The organism is Pinibacter aurantiacus, from assembly GCF_019130065.1.
Classification (GTDB): Bacteria; Bacteroidota; Bacteroidia; order Chitinophagales; family Chitinophagaceae; genus Pinibacter; species Pinibacter aurantiacus.
Window position 1 is genome coordinate 450,296 of sequence record NZ_JAHSPG010000001.1, and the last position, 18,611, is coordinate 468,906.

18 protein-coding genes and 1 pseudogene are annotated in these 18,611 nt (G+C 41.9%); 12 read left to right on the top strand and 7 right to left on the bottom strand.

What is annotated here, in order from left to right:
* The first annotated feature begins 351 nt into the window (after positions 1-351).
* The 3 genes and pseudogenes from KTO63_RS01665 to KTO63_RS26190 all read left to right on the top strand — a co-directional run.
* Positions 352-4,587: an Ig-like domain-containing protein gene (locus KTO63_RS01665; protein ID WP_217789383.1), complete on the top strand. Its 4,236-nt coding sequence runs from the start codon at positions 352-354 to the stop codon at positions 4,585-4,587.
* Positions 4,530-4,724, top strand: coding sequence for a T9SS type A sorting domain-containing protein (locus KTO63_RS26495; RefSeq protein WP_394371612.1), 195 nt, complete (start codon positions 4,530-4,532; stop codon positions 4,722-4,724). Before KTO63_RS01665 ends, KTO63_RS26495 begins: the two co-directional genes overlap by 58 nt.
* A gap of 268 nt (positions 4,725-4,992) precedes the next feature.
* Positions 4,993-5,091, top strand: a pseudogene (locus tag KTO63_RS26190) (DUF6496 domain-containing protein); the annotation flags it as partial.
* Between the two features lie 71 nt (positions 5,092-5,162).
* Here KTO63_RS26190 and KTO63_RS01675 read toward each other — a convergent pair.
* The gene (locus KTO63_RS01675) at positions 5,163-6,365 is read right to left on the bottom strand and encodes an NAD(P)/FAD-dependent oxidoreductase (protein ID WP_217789386.1); all 1,203 of its coding nucleotides are present in this window, start codon (positions 6,363-6,365) and stop codon (positions 5,163-5,165) included.
* A gap of 406 nt (positions 6,366-6,771) precedes the next feature.
* On the opposite strand from KTO63_RS01675, the gene KTO63_RS01680 reads away from it, so the two are divergent.
* The 6 genes from KTO63_RS01680 (at position 6,772) to KTO63_RS01705 (ending at position 11,629) form a co-directional block, all read left to right on the top strand.
* A complete protein-coding gene (locus tag KTO63_RS01680; protein ID WP_217789388.1) occupies positions 6,772-7,647 on the top strand; it encodes an STAS domain-containing protein in 876 nt (291 codons plus the stop codon).
* Positions 7,648-7,655: 8 nt separating this feature from the next.
* Positions 7,656-8,075, top strand: coding sequence for an STAS domain-containing protein (locus KTO63_RS01685; protein WP_232372982.1), 420 nt, complete (start codon positions 7,656-7,658; stop codon positions 8,073-8,075).
* Positions 8,014-8,469 (top strand): anti-sigma regulatory factor, encoded by a 456-nt coding sequence (locus KTO63_RS01690; protein ID WP_232372983.1) that lies wholly within the window; start codon positions 8,014-8,016, stop codon positions 8,467-8,469. Before KTO63_RS01685 ends, KTO63_RS01690 begins: the two co-directional genes overlap by 62 nt.
* Entirely contained in the window at positions 8,462-9,490 is a 1,029-nt protein-coding gene (locus KTO63_RS01695; protein ID WP_217789389.1) for an ATP-binding SpoIIE family protein phosphatase, read from the top strand. Before KTO63_RS01690 ends, KTO63_RS01695 begins: the two co-directional genes overlap by 8 nt.
* Positions 9,487-11,100 carry a sensor histidine kinase gene (locus KTO63_RS01700; RefSeq protein WP_217789390.1) on the top strand — a complete coding sequence of 538 codons (1,614 nt, stop codon included), beginning with the start codon at positions 9,487-9,489 and terminating at the stop codon, positions 11,098-11,100. Before KTO63_RS01695 ends, KTO63_RS01700 begins: the two co-directional genes overlap by 4 nt.
* 70 nt (positions 11,101-11,170) lie before the next feature.
* Complete coding sequence (locus KTO63_RS01705; RefSeq protein ID WP_217789391.1) at positions 11,171-11,629, top strand: response regulator; 459 nt, start codon at positions 11,171-11,173, stop codon at positions 11,627-11,629.
* Positions 11,630-11,990: 361 nt separating this feature from the next.
* Here KTO63_RS01705 and KTO63_RS01710 read toward each other — a convergent pair whose 3' ends face one another.
* Entirely contained in the window at positions 11,991-12,392 is a 402-nt protein-coding gene (locus KTO63_RS01710; protein ID WP_217789392.1) for a tetratricopeptide repeat protein, read from the bottom strand.
* Positions 12,393-12,497: 105 nt separating this feature from the next.
* On the bottom strand, positions 12,498-14,669 hold the full coding sequence (locus KTO63_RS01715; RefSeq protein ID WP_217789393.1) for a catalase: 2,172 nt from the start codon (positions 14,667-14,669) through the stop codon (positions 12,498-12,500).
* A gap of 220 nt (positions 14,670-14,889) precedes the next feature.
* Here KTO63_RS01715 and KTO63_RS01720 point away from each other — a divergent pair, with 220 nt between their 5' ends.
* The 3 genes from KTO63_RS01720 (at position 14,890) to KTO63_RS01725 (ending at position 15,686) form a co-directional block, all read left to right on the top strand.
* The gene (locus KTO63_RS01720; protein WP_217789394.1) at positions 14,890-15,075 is read left to right on the top strand and encodes a DUF2188 domain-containing protein; all 186 of its coding nucleotides are present in this window, start codon (positions 14,890-14,892) and stop codon (positions 15,073-15,075) included.
* Between the two features lie 159 nt (positions 15,076-15,234).
* On the top strand, positions 15,235-15,357 hold the full coding sequence (locus KTO63_RS26345) for a hypothetical protein (protein ID WP_262901944.1): 123 nt from the start codon (positions 15,235-15,237) through the stop codon (positions 15,355-15,357).
* Positions 15,351-15,686 (top strand): hypothetical protein, encoded by a 336-nt coding sequence (locus KTO63_RS01725; RefSeq protein WP_217789395.1) that lies wholly within the window; start codon positions 15,351-15,353, stop codon positions 15,684-15,686. Before KTO63_RS26345 ends, KTO63_RS01725 begins: the two co-directional genes overlap by 7 nt.
* Positions 15,687-15,805: 119 nt before the next feature.
* Here the strand turns inward: KTO63_RS01725 and KTO63_RS01730 are convergent, their stop codons facing one another.
* From KTO63_RS01730 to KTO63_RS01745, 4 genes are all read right to left on the bottom strand, one after another.
* Positions 15,806-16,858, bottom strand: a complete 1,053-nt coding sequence (locus tag KTO63_RS01730) for an alpha/beta fold hydrolase (protein ID WP_232372984.1) — start codon at positions 16,856-16,858, stop codon at positions 15,806-15,808.
* 92 nt (positions 16,859-16,950) lie between these two features.
* On the bottom strand, positions 16,951-17,160 hold the full coding sequence (locus tag KTO63_RS01735) for a hypothetical protein (protein WP_217789396.1): 210 nt from the start codon (positions 17,158-17,160) through the stop codon (positions 16,951-16,953).
* A 128-nt stretch (positions 17,161-17,288) separates the two neighbouring features.
* The gene (locus KTO63_RS01740) at positions 17,289-17,636 is read right to left on the bottom strand and encodes a YciI family protein (RefSeq protein WP_217789397.1); all 348 of its coding nucleotides are present in this window, start codon (positions 17,634-17,636) and stop codon (positions 17,289-17,291) included.
* A gap of 68 nt (positions 17,637-17,704) precedes the next feature.
* Positions 17,705-18,481, bottom strand: coding sequence for an alpha/beta fold hydrolase (locus KTO63_RS01745; RefSeq protein WP_217789398.1), 777 nt, complete (start codon positions 18,479-18,481; stop codon positions 17,705-17,707).
* Positions 18,482-18,611: the final 130 nt, after the last annotated feature.

The following is an 18,611-nucleotide window of genomic DNA, read 5'->3' on the forward strand; positions in this document are numbered from 1 at the left end:
AACTTCAAAATAATAATTGATATCACACCAGGTCAATATTCAATGTTCCTCCCGATGCTAAGAGTCAGTCATTATCCGAACAAAAGAAAATTTCAATGTGTTACACAAGATTGCGAACAGAGTTAACCCATCCATTAGTAGCATTTGGCCCTATAAATACAGGTTCATTTTTATAGCCTGGTGTAAAGTTATTTTACGCAGCTTCTTCATAAGGTGCCAGGTTAGCAAGGCCACGACTTCTCTGTCGTTGAGTCTGTGAAAACGAAATTTCCTGTATCAATTGAATACGAAAAGAATGCCTCCATTTTCGGGAGGCATCAAGGATTTTCTTATCAGTAAGTGCAATAGATTATGAAAAAAATATGGCGGATAATCCTATCAGTTGTTTTTTCAGTATGGCTGCCGAAACAAATGCAGGCGACCAATATAACAGTTAGCAGTATGATCGACTTGCAAACGGCATTAGCTACCACTGTTGATACCATTTACATTACTCCTGATGCATATACTATTACCAATGCATTTGTCATAAACCGGACAGTTACAATCATTGGATTACCTGGAGGAAGTAGTGAAGTCGTAATCAAAATGTCGGGCACACAGCGACATTTTACCATATCCGGAGCAGTGTCGGTGGCGATGAATGGCCTGGTACTGGTAGGCCCCAATGCTGACTACAGTGGAGGCATTTTTATTCCCAATGGTGGAATCTTTATTGGCGGAGGTTGTAGTGTCGCGGCGGCAGCCAGCACATTTATTGTCTCCAATTGTAAAATCGGTGGCTGCAATGCAAATGGCTCTGGAGGCGCTATTGTGACAGCCAGTGCGAATAATACACTTGAAATAAACAGTTCCAGGTTAGACCAAAACTCAGCTTTGAATCATGGTGGGGGCGTTTATGCATTAGGCTCCTTCACGATGTTCAATGATACAATTTCAAATAATAAGGCCGGGTATAATATCGCAACCGGAACGTACACGGGATCTTTCAATGGTGGTGGCGTATACGCGAACGATGCGCTAATCTTAAAAGGAGGTATTACTATTCAAAATGACACAGCGTCCAATTTTGGGGGAGGCATTTACAAAGGCGCAGGCACTATTAATTCTTCGCAACTCATTTCATTTGATATTTATCAAAACAGGGCCAATGCTTCGGGTGGAGGAATATATAATATTTCTTCATCAACAACATTTACCAATGTGAAGATCAGCAATAATTCCGCCAAGGCCGGAGGAGGCATTTACAATACTGGTTCATTAACATTGACGAATATATTTGTGCGCGCCAACAATTCAGAAACTACCGGCGGCGGCATTCATACGACCGCTTCATTAACATTGATGAATGCTACTGTAACAAATAATATCGCTGGAAGTACCGGAGGCGGCATTCATACAACAGCCGCACTTACTGCAACTGCTACGAGAATAGATTCCAATATAGCTAAATCCTCCAACGGAGGAGGCGTTTTTAATGGTCTCTCAGCCAATACTATAACGATAAACAATTCCGTTGTTAACAGCAACCGCGCATGGAACAATGGCGGTGGGGTTTATGCCGCAGGGCCGCTTGTTTTATCAAATGATACCATTTCTGGCAATAAGGCTTGTTATGATGCTGTCGCCGATACTTTCAGAATTCCCAAATCTACAACTGCGGTTGGATCGGGCGGCGGTATTTTTGCCAATCATAATCTTTCTCTTTCCGGTTCAATCCTTATGGAAAGGGATACCTCCGTAGTCTGTGGAGGCGGTATTTATAAAGGTTCTGCTGGTTCCCTGACGGCAGATCCAAACTTCCCTGCTGATCCGGCGGATTTGCCCGATACCTTGTTTGCAACAGTTTCTCTTGATACACTGGTCATGAATTACTGCGTTACGACAGGGGAAGCAATGGCGAGAAATGGAGATCCGAATTCCTGCCAGGGCGGCGCCATATTTACGGCTGTATCTACAACTATTCAAAAAGCAAGTTTCTTCCAAAACTCTTCCGGTGACAGTGGTGGTGTGGTTTGGGGAGATGGAAACAATACGATTATCACATTGGAAAATATAGTAGCGATCAACAACAAAGCGGGCTACAATCCCTTTACAAAAAGATACTATGCAGATTGTTCCGGTGGCGTCGCATGCACCCCCGGGAGACTTGTTCTGTCAGGAGATCTTTTGTTTCAACGGGACACCGCGGCCAATGTGGGCGGTGCCCTGGTTGCCTACCAGGCCGCCAGTAATGTCACCTCTTCTAATTTGAAATCTTTAACCATTGCCAAATGTGCAACAGTATATGCGACAGATGCGTTCGGCGTATTTATTCCCCTATTCAGAGGTCAGGGCGGAGCCATATGCGCCAACCTGGACATCATTCTTGAAGCGGAAAATCTGATCAATATTATCGATAATACTTCCTATACCTATGGCGGCGCTTTGTACAGTGTAAATAAAGGCATAATGGTAAAGAAAGCAAATATCAGCGGCAATACGGCACGATATCATGGAGGCGCTTTATATGCTCCTAATGGTTCTGTTTTCATAGACAGTTGCTCCATATCACATAACAGAGCGGGGTACGATCCTTTTTTGAAGATCGATTCCGGCGCATACAATGGAGGCGCTGTTTATGCTTCAAAGGAATTGCGATTGAGCGGGACCATTGTCATGGACAGCAATTCGGCGAATAACAATGGCGGCGCTATTGCCAAAATAGCCGGCGGCAGATTCAATATTGCAGATGTAACAGCACTGAGGTTAAGAGGTAACCAGACAAAAGCAGGACCCGGTGGCAAAGGCAATGGAGGCGCTATTTACATAGACGATAGTTTGATATTGAACTCATCTATCAACCTGGAAATTAATAACAACAGGGCGGCGGCCAACGGCGGCGCAATTTACTCCACAAACAAATTTTTAAGCCTGAGTGAAATCACCATTGGCAATAACCATGCAGATAGTGCGGGTGGCGCCGTTTGGAGTGGAGGGCAAATTGAAATGCTGAAAGTAACATTGGACAGTAACAGTGCCGGAACAAACGGTGGTGCTGTTTATAGTGCTGCGGGAAAAATGAATATATCTGCCAGCACGTTTTTCCGCAATAATGCCGGAAATGGTGGAGCAGTGTATAGAAAACCAGTCATCGCAACCGACTCAAGTAAAATATTCAACAGTACCTTCAGCGGAAACAGCGCTACCAACGGTAGCGGCGGCGCCCTTTATGAATCGGGAACCATTCCTGCGAGAATCACTTTTGCAACTTTTAATGACAATACTGCGAGTGATGGCAACGGCAATGCTATCTTTTTCTCCGCTATAACCAATAAACAACTTCGGGGAAATATTATTTATGGCAATGGAAACACCGGAACAGAGATCAATCAAACTGCTTTTCGTGCCGCCAGTTACAATATTGTACGTAATACTGGTTTAACCGGCGGAGTAAACAATCTTAATCTTGCTCCCGGAAACGCAGCCGGTATTTTTGAAAATATTATTTCAGGTGATAAAGCGCTGCTTTCCGATAACGGCGACCTTACCCAAACCATTGCTATAAAAAGAAATGGCTATGCACATAACTATGTGCCATCGGATACCAGTAATGCATGGTCGTCCGCTATTGAATTGTTTAGTATTGACCAAAGAGATAGCGCACGTCCTGCAGGTTGTCGCGCCGATGCCGGAGCTTATGAGTTGCAGGCACCAGATGACCCGGCAAGCTATTCGATTCAAAACGACACCATTTGTGGCAACAGCTTTGTAAATGCCGACACCTTGATTAAAGCTTCCCAATTTATCATTGACACCTTTTACTTCAAAAACAAAGCGTTTACAGATTCCCTTGCAATGCCAGTGCAGGTAAATACAGCCACGCCCATCTATGTAAAATTTATTACCACCTCTAATTGTGAACTGTTTGACACGCTTACTGTAATTCCTCTGCCCCTGGTGGATTCAATCGCTGGCAACGATGTAGTAGTAGTAAACAAGAGCTTACCATTACAAACCACAACACAGGGCGGTGTGTGGTCAAGCAAAGATACCAGTATCGCAAAGGTTGATCAATCAGGTTTGGTTACAGGTATTTCTTTAGGGCAAACAGAAATAGTGTATACGTTAACCGCCGATACCTGCACCTCGCTCGCGACAAAACCAATCACCGTCATCCAGCCTCCTTTGCCACTTACTCTCATCAGTTTTAGCGGCAACCGACAATCGGGCAATGATTATTTAAGTTGGACAAGTACACAAGAAGTCAATTTCAGTCATTTTGAAGTGGAGTTCAGTACAGATGGGCTAAGTTTTACAAAGGCTGGTGAAGTTGTGCCAACTGGTAATAATTCACCGAAACAGTATTCATTTGTTAAAAGTGGTGTAACTGGAATACTATTCTATCGCCTTAAAATGGTAGACATCGACAACAGCTATAAGTATAGTTGGATAATACAAGTCAGCGACGGGACTTCTCAGGGGACTTGCGTAACATTGACAGTTAGCCCCGTTCCGTTTGCAGATAAATTGAATATACGAATCTATAGTTGCAGAAAGCAACAGCTGCAACTGTCACTATTGAATATTACCGTCATCAAGTCATAACCCGCACAATACAATTACAACGAGGCACTAGCATCTATCTGTTGAATGGTTTTGATGACATCCCTGCCGGCATTTACATTATTAAAATTTGGACAGACAATGGCAATATAATTACTCAGAAATTGATAAAGAACTAGGTTACAAATTTGACATCAGTTTGTGAGATTATCAAAATCGCAACTTTAATATCTGTCATTAAAAACCGCATTGAACAAAATGAGCACCGACCTGTAATGACGCCTACTCGGGGGGCTTTGGAAAATTCCGCCACTACGGATTTTACACTTAATGAAACACCCTATTCCTGGGCATGGGTTGACGTACGTACTGAGCCTTGGTAATTTATATTCCACCGATTAAAGACAGGTATTATGCCAGCCAGTGGGATGATCTATATGAGCACAGGCGATCGCGATTGGTTTATCTGAAGCCAGGAAAAAAGGAGCCAAAGTGCCAGCTAAGAAAAAGGCTGTAAAGAAAACTACCTCAAAGAAAAAAGCGTAAAATCAACATCTCCTGCGCAAGACTTTTAAACGTTTGTAGAACTAAAAAGTGAAAAGCTTTCCATGAAGCTTTTACCGGTTAAATGAAAATAAATCGTCGTGTTTATTTGACTTTCCTGCAATCATATTTGTAATAAATTGAGCAGCAAGCAAGCTAAATGTAATCCCGTTCCCGCCAAAGCCTAAAGCAAAATAGGTATTAGGACGTTGTGGAATTTTTCCGATGTATGGGAGCCCATCTTTTGTACCAGCAAAGGAGCCGGCCCACACAAAGTCTGGTTTAAACCGGATATCGGGAAAAAGCTCTCCAAAGCTTTTCTGCAGGGCTTTCGCTTTTGATGGCAGCACTGCATCACGCCTCGTACTGGCGGAAAAATTGCTATCCTTACCCCCTATCAATATACGATTATCCTTAGTTGTTCGCAGGTAGAGATATGGTCGCGCTGTCTCCCAGATCAGGGCGTTTTTATACCAAAAAGTTTTTCTATTCAAAGGTTCACTAATCATAGCATAAGTAGTATGTACATCCTGGATCTGAAAGGGTAAATATTTTTCTGATTCGTAGCCGCAGGCAATGACAAGCTTACGTGCTGTAATTTTATATCCTTCACTGGTGATTAATGATACGCCTCGTTTTTGATGATCAATTGTTTCGACGGTTGTATTATCATACACTTGCGCACCTTTGTTTATACAGCTATTCAGCAGCGCGTGCGTTAGCTCATAGGCATCTACTTCCGCACCAACTGCAGATAGCAAACCTGCATCTTTTGTAAATCCAAACTTCGACGTTATTTCGGACGCGCCAATCAGGCGTACATCTATTCCAGCCCGTTTGCGAAGGTTATATTCGGTTTCAAGAGATTGAATATCTTTTTTGTATGAAGCATATTGCAGGCTGGGTTTATATTGAAAACTTGTTACCTGTTTTAATCCGCTGCAAATTTTCTTCAATTCATGTATTGCGTCTATACAAAGCAGGTAACTGGCGATGGCTTTCTTTTGACCAATCTTCGGTATTAATTCATACAAAGGCGTATCAATTTCATATTGCAACAATGCCGTGCTAGCAGCCGTGCTTCCCATTCCGGCATGTCTTCTTTCAACGACAACTACCTTATACCCGGCATTACATAAATGCCATGCGGATAGAGCGCCGCTTATACCTCCGCCAATGACTACTACCTCCGCATTTGTATTGGATGAAAGAGAAGGATAACTTTTGATTAGGCCGCTGTTTAATAACCAATAGGGATAATTTGTGTGAAGGTTCATCTTAGTTAGTTTCCAGGAAAATGCCAGGTTAGTTGAATACTTGTTTTTTCATATTTACATTTAAAAAAAGTCTTTTGCTATCCTTTTGTAATTATGTAACGCAGATTGGTTTTTAAAAATCAAAACATGAGAACAACCATTTTGTTCGATATGGTGCCTTCTTTGGGAAACTAATAATATCATGCCCTTATTACAACATCGATTAACTCCGTGCACGCTAATTAGTTCGGATATACAACCATTATTTGTGGTCGGGTCAATATTTTACTGCCATTCAGCTATTTATCACTTTAATTGCTATATTTAAGGACAAGATCCTATCTTCTATATTTCGTCCGTAGAATTGGCCTCAAATCCCTTTTAATTTATTGGTACTGTATTATATAACATGCACAAATTCCTGTTCATGAAAATTGAAATTTCAAAAATGCTACAAAAAAAGAAAAAGCAGGTTCTTGACCTTTGGATGAAAAATCAGTTAAAGGATGCAAATCTCCGTGAGGACCTCATGAGTAATGATGAACTAAGGGTTCAATCAGAAGAATTGGTAGATGCTCTGCTGAAAAAACTAACTGACGAAAACCTCGCAGATATTGAATCTGCTGATTTTGAAAATGTATATGAAATCCTTAGTGGCATTTCAATCACCAGGGCAAGACAAGGCTTTTCACCTCGTGAAACAGGAACATTCGTATTTAGCTTGAAAGAGGCTTTATTTGAAACGCTTCAACAGGAACTAAAGGGCGATCCGGTTGCTTTGTACGATGTGACAATGAAAGTCAATAAACTCATTGATAGTTTCGGCATTGTGACTTTTGAAACTTTCATCAAAGGAAGAGAAGAAGTTATTTTAAGACAAACCGATGAGATCACTGAGATTTCAACTCCCGTTATTCGCGTTTGGGATGGCATCCTCGCTTTACCAATTATTGGCACGCTGGATAGCGCAAGAACACAGGTAGTAATGGAAAGCCTGTTACAGGAGATTGTGAACACCAGCAGCAGCATCGCGATTCTTGATATATCAGGTGTCCCGGCAGTGGATTCTCTCGTGGCACAACATTTAATTAAAACAGTTAGTGCTACACGCTTGATGGGTGCAGAATGCATCATCAGTGGTATACGCCCTGAAATAGCACAAACCGTTGTTCATCTTGGCATTGATCTTTCCAATGTAATTACCAAAAGTTCGCTTTCAAGTGCATTGAAGCACGCATTTAGTGTATTACAGCTGGAAGTTCGCAAAAAGCAAAAAGAGAATTATTCGCTTAAAAACATGTAGATCATCAGATGGAGAAAATACCTATTTTAAAAATGGGCCAGTTCCTGCTGGTTACTATTCAGGTTGATCTTTATGACCGCCTGGCCCTTAACCTGGAATCGGACCTTGTGCAAATGGTCAGCACGACGGAAGCGAGGGGTGTGTTGATCGATATATCCGCCGTTTCAATTGTTGACTCTTTCATGGGTCGTATCATAGGGAACATAGCCAGCATGTCCAAAATAATGGATGCAGTTACTGTTGTTGTAGGCATGCAGCCGGCCGTTGCCATCACGTTAATAGAACTCGGATTGCCGCTTTCCGGTGTTCACACGGCACTCAATGTAGAGAAGGGAATGGAACTGTTAAAAAATAAAATACTAGTTAATGGAGAAGTCCCGGATTACGACGACGACGAACAGTATGACGATCTTGACAGTACTCAATAGAGACAATTTCAAGATTGAAAGGGAACAGGACGTTGTTCCTTTTCGCAATCGCGTCAAAGAACACGCCGTAAAAATAGGAATGGGGCTCGTTAATCAGACCAAACTAATCACCGCAGCAAGTGAATTGGTAAGAAATATGTTACGGTATGCAAATGGCGGGGAAATATTGATAGAAGTGGTTAGTAAGATAAGGGAAAACGGCATCAGGCTTACATTCACCGATAAGGGACCAGGCATTGAAAATGTAGAAACAGCGATGAAAGATGGGTTCTCAACTGGTAAAAGCCTGGGGCTTGGTTTGCCGGGAGCTAAACGATTGTCAAGCGAGTTTACGATCAACAGCGTTGTAGGAAAAGGTACAGTTGTCACAATTATTAAATGGAAGAATGGCTAACGAAATACACATCAGTTTTAACGCCTCCGATCGCAGTTATTTTTCGATACTAAAAAAGGAAATTCATCAGATTGCTGTTGGCCTTCATTTTTCGCAAAAAAAAATTGGAGAAATTGATATCATCGTCGCAGAAATAACATCCAATCTTGCGAAGCATGCTGGCGGTGGCGAAATACTCGTTCACGCAATAACGGCGCCTGACGAAGAAGGATTGGAAATTATCAGCCTTGATAATGGACCAGGAATGACGGACCCACTTAAAATGATCAATGATGGGATGTCTACTGCAAATACGTTAGGGCACGGACTCGGCGCCATAAAGCGTTTGTCAGACAATTTTGAAATTTTTTCGCTGAAAGATTGGGGCACAGTGCTATTATCAAGAGTGTTTAAAAAAAGCAGTACGGCACAAAGTAAAAGTAAAAGTAAAACTGAAATACGGTCCATTGTCGTAGCAAAGCCAGGCGAAACAGTGAGTGGAGATGCAACCTTTCATAAAGTCACAAAAGAACATGTCACTCTATTTATTGGTGATGGACTGGGACATGGCATTGAGGCATACAAGGCAGTAATGCACGCCGTTGACACCGTTGCCAAAACCCCATTCATACTATCGCCTTCCGAAATGTTGCGGCAGATCCATACCGAAACAAAAAGAACAAGGGGATTGGTAGGAACAGTCGCCATCTACTCGATAAAACAAAAAACATGGAACATTTGCGGCATTGGAAACATCGCTACAAAAAGTACAAATGGCTTTACCAGCAAAAACTATCTTTCCTACAATGGAATAATCGGGCATAATATTCCCAATACCCTAAAAGAGCAAGTAACTGATGCAGAACATTCCCAAACGATCATTATGTGCTCGGACGGCATTAAAACGAGATGGGACCTGCAAAAATATCCGGGCATATTGAAATGTGATCTTTCAATACTGGCCACTGTGATTTACAAAGATCACGCTAGAAAAACAGACGACATGTCTGTAATTGTGGGACGAGTAAACGGCAAAATATGATTGAGTTAACTAAGGTGATCCTGGAAAATGAAATGGATTTAATACTTGCTCACAAACAATCCATGAGGCTGGCGGAACTAACCGGCTTGTCTCTTGCCTCTCAAACAACTTTTGCTACTGCGGTTTCGGAAGTAAGCAGGAGCTCCATTGGAAACAACATAACTACCACGCTGACCTTATATGTGTCGGGAAAAAAGGAACAGCCTAAATTTATCTACGCGGTTTTAGAAGATGACCGGCAAAATTTTTCTGAGCTCAAAGATGAAGGCTACAAATACGCCAAAAAGCTGGTGTCCAACATCAGTGTGTCTACATCTGATGCCGGCACCAGGATTGAATTAAAGTTTCGTCTCGCTCAAAACATCAGGATAGATGATTTTATCATTGAAAAATGGACCATCCAGTTCAACAATGATCCTGGCATATCTCCCTACGAAGAAATCAAGCGAAAGAATCGCCAGTTGATTGAACTGGCCGACAGGCTCCGCGAAAGCGAAGAGCAATACAGGAGCCTCACTGATTCTTTGCCTATTATGATCTTCAGCCTGAATCGAAAAGGTGCGCTCACCTTTGCCAATAAATGGGTGGAAAGCTATACCGGTTCCACCATTGAGAATATCAACAACAATCAATGGCAATCAATATTACATCCGGAGGACCTGGCAAAAACCTGGGAAAATTGGAAAACAAATGCTGAAAGCCCCGATGCCATTGTAGTTCCGGAACAACGTGTAAAAGATATTCGAACCGGGGAATACAGGTGGCACACAGGAGTGTCGATAGCTATTGTTAATGAAAATGGCTCGGTCATGTCACGCAATAATTTTCTGGTTGACATACATGCACAGAAACTCATTGAACAAACTTTAAAAGATAATTTAGAACTAAAGCAAACAAAGGCGGAGCTTGAAGAATATATTGCATTGCTCAACCAGAGCAATAAGCAATTGGAACAGTTTGCCTACATCACTTCCCATGATCTGCAGGAGCCTTTACGTAAAATAAGTTTTTATAGTGATCTGCTTGGCCACAAGTTTCGACATGCTATTCCGCCGGAAGCCCTCGTGTTTTTTGAAAACCTGATCGGCGCTTCCGATCGTATGCGCCTTCTCGTAAAGGATGTGCTCTCCTACTCTACGATGCAAAAAAATGAATTTGATGATTTAGATCTTAATGTGATTGCTGCAGAAATTATCCAAGACCTCGAAATCGCCATCACGGAAAAAAACGCGTTGATCACCATAAGTGAATTACCTGTGATACAGGGTAATAGCAGGCAAATCAAACAACTTTTTGAAAACCTTTTATCCAATGCCTTAAAATTCACCAGGGCAGATCAATCACCCATAGTCACTATCAATGCTGTTGTAACTGCCGACGTTGCGACGATTATCGTTTTGGATAACGGTATTGGTTTCGAAGAAGTGTATGTGGAGAAAATGTTCGACCTGTTTCAACAACTTCATCCAAAAGGAAGATACAAAGGGACAGGAATAGGCCTTGCGCTTTGCAAAAGGATAGTCGACCTGCATAAAGGATCTATCAAAGCTGAAGGAAAGCTCGGTGAAGGCGCGGTTTTTGAAATTAAGCTTCCTTTGACACAGAACTAGTTAACAGTAAATGTAAATGCGGATTGACTTTGATTGTATGGGGTCCTTAGATAAAAAACAACCAAACCAAATGACTTCTGTATTTTTGCCTGACGGATTAAATACCTCTCCAATGACTACCCCGATACCAACAACTATTTTTATTGCCGACGACGATCCGGAAGATTTGGTTCTGTTGGAAGAAGCCATTTTAAATCACAAACCCTCTGTTGTTATACATACCTTTCGTAACAGTGACGCGCTTTTAAACGCATTACTACATCAATCCCCCGACAAATATCCAAGCTTGATTATTTTGGATTATAATATGCCTCCAACAACTGGTGCCGAAGTCTTATCTGTCATGAAAAATAATCCTCAGCTATACAATGTACCGAAGCTTGTATGGAGTTCTTCCAGCAACGCCGAACATATACGTGCGTGTTTTATCAATGGGGCAGCTGCCTATTTTGCCAAGCCCTGTTCATTGAAGGAATACGAGGAGCTTGCTGCTGAAGTATGTTCACATCTAAAGGTCGCTACCTATTAGTATAACTGACTCGCGTGTAAATAGATTTTCGATCTATAGCCTCAACAAACAATCGGCACGACCAATATTTTCAGAACTGCTTATAGCACTGATCTATCCCCTCTCACTCCAACCAGATATATAAGATTATTTATCTTATCGGTCAACGCGTTTTTTACAACACCACAAATGATATCCTCTTTTTAATCTTAAACAAATAAGAAATCCAGGTCACGAAAGCTATTTCCTAAACAACAGTATTGGCAGACGTCCCTGCCGATGGCATATTTATTACAGGAAGAATGTATCCATTCATCATAAAATGCAAACTTGCTAATACGAAATATTGACTTTGGCTGAGTAAACGACATGAGCGTTTACATCAGCCATTTTTTATACGCTTCTTTACCAGCTCTTTTCTCTTTGCCCATTGAAGCATTAAGGGAGAATCGATAATCATTTTCCCAGCCTTATTGGCAATGCCCATTTTTTTAGCCAGTGCAAGGCTGGCACTTGCTATCTTTTTGTGCTTTTGCATCCAACGCTGCTTCTGCGTTTGCACCTGCTCATCTAACGCTTTAACTGCCCTGTTGATAACCTGCAACTCTTTTGAATATTCTTTTTGTTTTCGAAAAATGACCATCAGTCTTTTATAGGCTTCAATGGTATAAGGATCCTTTTCAAGAACTTTCAGATACAGCTTCTCCGCATTATTCAAATCGCCCTGTCTTTCAATCTCATTTGCCTTCCGCAACAAATTACTATGAGCAATAGAAAGTGACATTTTGTTTCAATTTTACAGGTCTGGAATCAGCCTATAACGGACGTGCCTAATGGCTCGGAGCCTTTTAAAATGAGCAATCCACTACCTTCCGTTTTAAGTTTATGTTCAGGCAGGAACCTTACGCTCCGCTTCCCTTTCCCAAAACCTGTGTGATGCTACTGCGCTTATAAATTCCTTGCTTAACTTTCTGACATCATTCATCATTAATATCCCTTCTGCAGTAGCCTTTTTATCTGAGAGATTTTTACCAAAATTAGTCTTTTCTAAAACTGCTTCGGCGTCGGCATCCGCTGCGATGGCTTTGCAATGCTTATACGCTTCATTTAAAAAGTGAATTGCATCGGCATCGTTTTGTAAAGTGGCTACGCTTCCTTTTCCACCTGGCACGTATACGGCATCATAAAGGACTGATGCTGCCGTGAGCAGACTTTGATCTGCCGGTATTTGCTCTTTTGTTGCACTTGTGATGTTTCCCAAATTCGGAGCAATGATGTGGACCATTGCACCCTCGCTTAATAATGCTTTTTTCATAGTCGCGAGCGTAACATTGTTTACGCCATTTGCAGCAAGCACCGCAATGGTTCTTGTTTTGATAGTATCCTTTACCGTACCCGCCATGCTCAACGCAGCAGACTTATCGAGCGTTGATTTTACTATTTTGGATTCGTATTGCTCCACCGGTGCATCCGCGGGAATACTTTTATTAATGGGCCTTTCCGGCTTGGATACTGCAAGTCCTAGTTTGAACGCCACTTTACCGGCAAGGTCCTTATGTATCAGCGACAATATGCCCAGCATACGTTGCCTGATGGCTACCGTCTGTACCTTGCCAAGTTCAAAAGAAAGCGCATTTACGATATGATTTTTTTCAGGTTGCGATTGACTGTTATAAAACAAAGTGGCCTGGCTAAAATGATCACGGAAGCTTTCACTTCTTTCTCTCACTTTGCTGGCGTCAATTTTTTCCGCATAGGAAGTAAAGCCGCCCTTCATCATTCCGGCCTGGAAGGGGCAACCACCACCGAGTGTATTGGGATGATAACTCGTCCTTCCGCTATTGATCTGTTGGCGCATAAAGCCATCGCGCTGGTTATTATGAACGGGCACAACAGGGCGGTTGATTGGTATTTCATGAAAGTTCGGCCCGCCCAGCCTGATCAGCTGTGTATCGGTATAGGAAAATAAACGTCCCTGTAATAAAGGATCATTCGTAAAGTCAATACCCGGTACAACGTTGCCAATATGAAAAGCCACTTGTTCCGTTTCTGCAAAAAAATTATCAGGGTTCCTGTTAAGCGTTAATTTTCCAATACGTTGCACTGGCACCATTTCTTCCGGAACCAGTTTGGTAGGATCAAGCAGATCAAAGGGATACTTGTGTTCATCTGCTTCGGGTATAATTTGCACACCCAGTTCCCATTCAGGGAAAGCCCCGTTCTCAATTGCTTCCCATAAATCCCGACGATGAAAATCAGGATCTTTACCGGAAATATTTTGAGCCTCGTCCCATGCCACCGAATGTACGCCGAGCAATGGCTTCCAGTGAAACTTTACAAAGTGGGAGTCACCTTTTTTATTGATCAACCGGAAGGTGTGGACACCAAAACCTTCCATCATACGGAGACTGCGCGGAAGGGCCCTGTCGCTCATGACCCACATGATCATGTGTGCGGACTCCGGCATAAGTGAAATAAAATCCCAGAAAGTATCATGTGCCGAAGCCGCCTGCGGAATTTCATTGTGCGGTTCTGGTTTTACCGCGTGTATAAGATCAGGAAACTTGATGGCATCCTGTATAAAAAATACAGGCATATTGTTTCCCACCAAATCAAAATTGCCTTCCTGCGTGTAAAACTTTACAGCGAAACCTCTTACATCTCGTGCAAGATCACTCGATCCCCTGGAGCCTGCCACCGTTGAAAACCGCACAAACACAGGTGTTTCTGCTGATACATCAGTTAGAAAATTTGCTTTGGTATACTTTGCCAGTGATTTATACAATTGAAAAGTTCCATGCGCTCCGGCGCCGCGTGCATGCACTACTCTTTCCGGTATGCGCTCGTGATCAAAATGGGTAATTTTTTCACGAAGAATAAAATCTTCCATTAATGTCGCGCCCCTATTCCCGGCCTTGAGCGAGTTTTGGTCATCATTTACTTTTACACCTTGATTCGTATTGAGTGTTTCGTTTTGACCAGTCTCTATATTCTGAGCCAGTTCCCTTGTCTTGGCATTTTCAATCTTACCTGTATTAGAAGGTTTCTTCCTGATTGGCATAACAATTATTTTATGGATAAATAATAAATGGTAGATGCCTAAATTATTATGCCTGCAGGCCTAATTACGATTACTGCAACAAGAGGGAATGACCTAAGGGTTCGAACCGCCAGCTAACCATTATTACTAATGGGTTCCAACTTGTTTTGTACATGGCGCAGAATTTGAACATTTCAACCAATGTGCGCATAAATTTTCTTTTTTATAAAACCTGATGATTATGCCCTGGTATAATGGAGATTATCCGCCTTCTTACAAAAATCAGCCGGAAGAAATTCGCAATAAAGCCACTGAAATAGCTAACAAACTTTTATTACATGGTTCCGACGAAGGAATTGCTATTGCAACCGGCTTAAAAAAAGCAAGGGAATATTTCAGACAAAAGAAGCAAAGTGATAGATCATAGAAACCCTTGAGGCCAGCCTCTAAGCCAAATTGAAATGATGAAAAAATTACACAGGCTTCGGTACTTCAGCAAAAAACTGTTTGAAATAGTTTCGTTCCTATAACCCGAAAGAGAACCTACACGGCGGCTTTCTTTTTGAAGACCATACTAAAACAATCTATGCAATATCATCTTTTAGCATCTGACTATGATGGAACGATGGCGCATGACGAAGAAGTAAGCGATGAAATTGTGGCGGTATTGCAACGTCTCAAGCAAACCGAACGGGTACTGGTTTGGTGACCGGAAGACGCCTGAATGATCTTAAACGTGTATTCCCTACCTACGAAGTATTTGATCACATTGTCGCAGAAAATGGTGCCCTGATTTATCATGTAAAAACCGGTGAAGAAATTTTACTGGCATCACCTCCTCCTGACAACTTTATTTCCAGTTTGCAACTGAAAAATGTAATTCCTTTGGAAATAGGAAAGATAATCGTTGCAACAAGGGAACCACATCAAAACACAGTGCTTGACAGCATTAAGGAGTGTGGGCTTGAGTGGCAGGTAATCTTTAATAAAGGAGCTGTTTACCATAGCTTCTTTCACCAACCAGTTATAATAAACTGAAATTTAGTGTTCCCTCAAATAACAAGTTGAGCAATTATTATCACATCAATCACTAGCCGAATTTAAATAGCGCACCTCAATATTTTTTCCCTTTCATATGATGCAAATATCACAACCTGTTATTTCATATTTGCAAGGCTGTCCGCTTCTGTAATCGCGTCAGCAAAAGCCTGTGGGGCTTCCTGTGGTAAATTGTGACCAATACCTCCTGTAAGTAATTTGTGAATGTATTTACCTGTAAATTTTTCGGCATACATGTTACTATCCGGATGTGGTGCACCATTAGCATCACCCTCCATGGTAATGGTAGGGATCGTGATAACTGGTGCCTGGGCAAGTTTTTTCTCTAATTCATCGTACATGGACTCACCGTCAGCCAGACCCAGGCGCCATCGATAATTATGAATGACTATATCCACATGATCCGGATTATCAAGGGAAGCTGCGCTGTTGTCGAATGTGCTATCATTGAAGTCCCATTTTGGTGATGCAAGTCGCCAGATCAATTTTGCGAAATCGTGACGATATTTTTCATATCCTGCACGTCCCCGTTCCGTTGCAAAATAATATTGATACCACCATTGTAATTCTGCAGCTGGTGGTATAGGCATTTTGCCGGTCTGTTGGCTGCCAATTAAATAACCGCTTACTGAAACCATCGCCCTTGTCCGTTCAGGCCAAAGGGCCGCAATAATGTTTGCAGTTCGTGCACCCCAGTCAAATCCTGCAATGATCGCTTTTTGAATATGAAGGGCATCCATAAACGCTATAATATCCGAAGCTAGTGCCGATTGCTGCCCATTGCGCATCGTGGAATTCGAGATAAATCGGGTTGTTCCGAACCCGCGTAAATAAGGTACAAGAACGCGGTATTTATTTGCCGCAAGCTTTGGGATGACTTCTGTAAAACTGCGTATGTCATAAGGCCAGCCATGCAACAAAATTATCACCTGGCCATTGGAAGGACCCGCTTCGACATACCCTATATTTAAAACACCAGCGTCTATTTGTTTTACCTGATCAAAAATTCCTTTTGAATTAGAATTATTGAATGCAGATGGATTTTGCGCTGAAATTTTCCCGTTATGCAAACCTGCAAGTATTAATACCATCGTGCTAACTGACGTGAAAGCAGTACTTAAAATACCTCGATAGCCGATTATTTTTTCCATTGCAAAAAGATGCGTTTTTGATTATATAAAAACTTCATTAGTGTAATGCTGAATGTTAGCGATATTCAAATGGGGAATTTATAAGCAACCTGCTAAAACAATTCCTTGGGGCTACCAGGGGCTATACTTTCTTCTGTACGCATTAACGGAAGAAAAGGTTGATCGTGCATGCGTATGGCATCGTCAATAAATTCAACACCATCGTTAATATTATGAAGGCTGATATTCGTTAGAAACTGCTCATCTTTATCAGCGTCATTCTCCCTGTCTATTTTTTCTGGATATAAGAATAGAAAGTTCATAACAGTGTTTTTTCATTACCTCACTTTTAAAAATTGTTTTCACTCGCTTTCGAAATGACTATCATTCTCTGTTACGGCGGTTCTTGTGTCGAATGCCTTAAAACAAGGCATTCGACAGAACCAAAAAATCAGGCAGCAGGTATAGCCATGCGCACTTCTACAATGGCACCGTACTGAATGATCGGGCATCCTTTGGCGATCTTCACTGCTTCCTCATAATCCTTCGCTTTTATCAGGAACAATCCTCCAATGGATATTGTGCCTTCAGCATAAGGGCCTTCGTGTACTTTTTTTGCAGTGCTTATTACTCTTCCATCCAAATCCCATCTCTTGGGCGGAGCTACAAGCCTGTCCTCAGCCGCAATGCCGGCAATCCACTCCTGGTAAGGCTTTAAAGCTTCCTTCATTTGCTCTGGAGATGGTGACGGATGTTTGCTAGTAAGATCTCTGTGAATCGCAATTAAAAACTCGTTCATGGTAATTTGATTGTTTTGTTTGAAATGAATGTTTGTGTAAATAGTGTTTTCCCGAATGTGTTACGTGGTTACAATTTTTCAGCTGCAGCAATAATAAAATTGGTCACCTTAGCTGGTTGAGATACCATTGGAATATGTCCCGATGTAAGCTCGATTGCAGTAGCCTTGATTAATTTCGCTTTGTATCGTTGCAAATCCGGATTGATCATTCCATCTTTTGCCGCTACGATCATCCATGTAGGTTTGATTTTCCAGGCCGGTTGAAATACTTTCTCTGTAGTGGCAGACGCAGCCCAGGTCACCTGTGTGGCATAAATGATTTTCCTTTCCTGTACAGGAACGTCTTGTGCGAAATATTCATTAATTCCTTTCTGTGATAAAGACAAGAAACCTTCAGGACTCAATTTAAACTCAGGACCAACGCCAGTTGGAGCCATTGCTGCATTTACATCGTTTACGTTCTGCCCCTCTTCCGGAACCAATGCAGCTACATAAAGTAATCCCGCTACTTTGGGATTCTTTCCTGCTTCGGAAATAACCATGCCGCCATAAGAATGACCAACGAGTAGAACCGGACCATCCATCTGTTCAATTACACGTTTGGTTGCCGCTACATCATCAACAAGCGATGTTAACGGATTCTGAACAGCAATAACATTGTATCCTTTTTCCTGCAATTGTGCAATTACTTTCGCCCAACTGGTGCCATCAGCAAATGCGCCATGCACCAATACAATATTCTTAACGCCCTTTGGAACGGGTAAGTTATTTGCATGACCAACCTGGGAGAATAAGGTGATTGACGTGAGCCATGCAATTGACATAAGTTGTTGAACTAATTTCATAATTTTTGATTTAAATGATTTGACATTTTTTTTGATTGGTTTTTCCTGGACTTGATTCGATTTTAATGAATGCTCGCCGCCAATCGTATCACAGTGTTGTTGACCGGATGCCGCGGAGACGCCGCGCCGG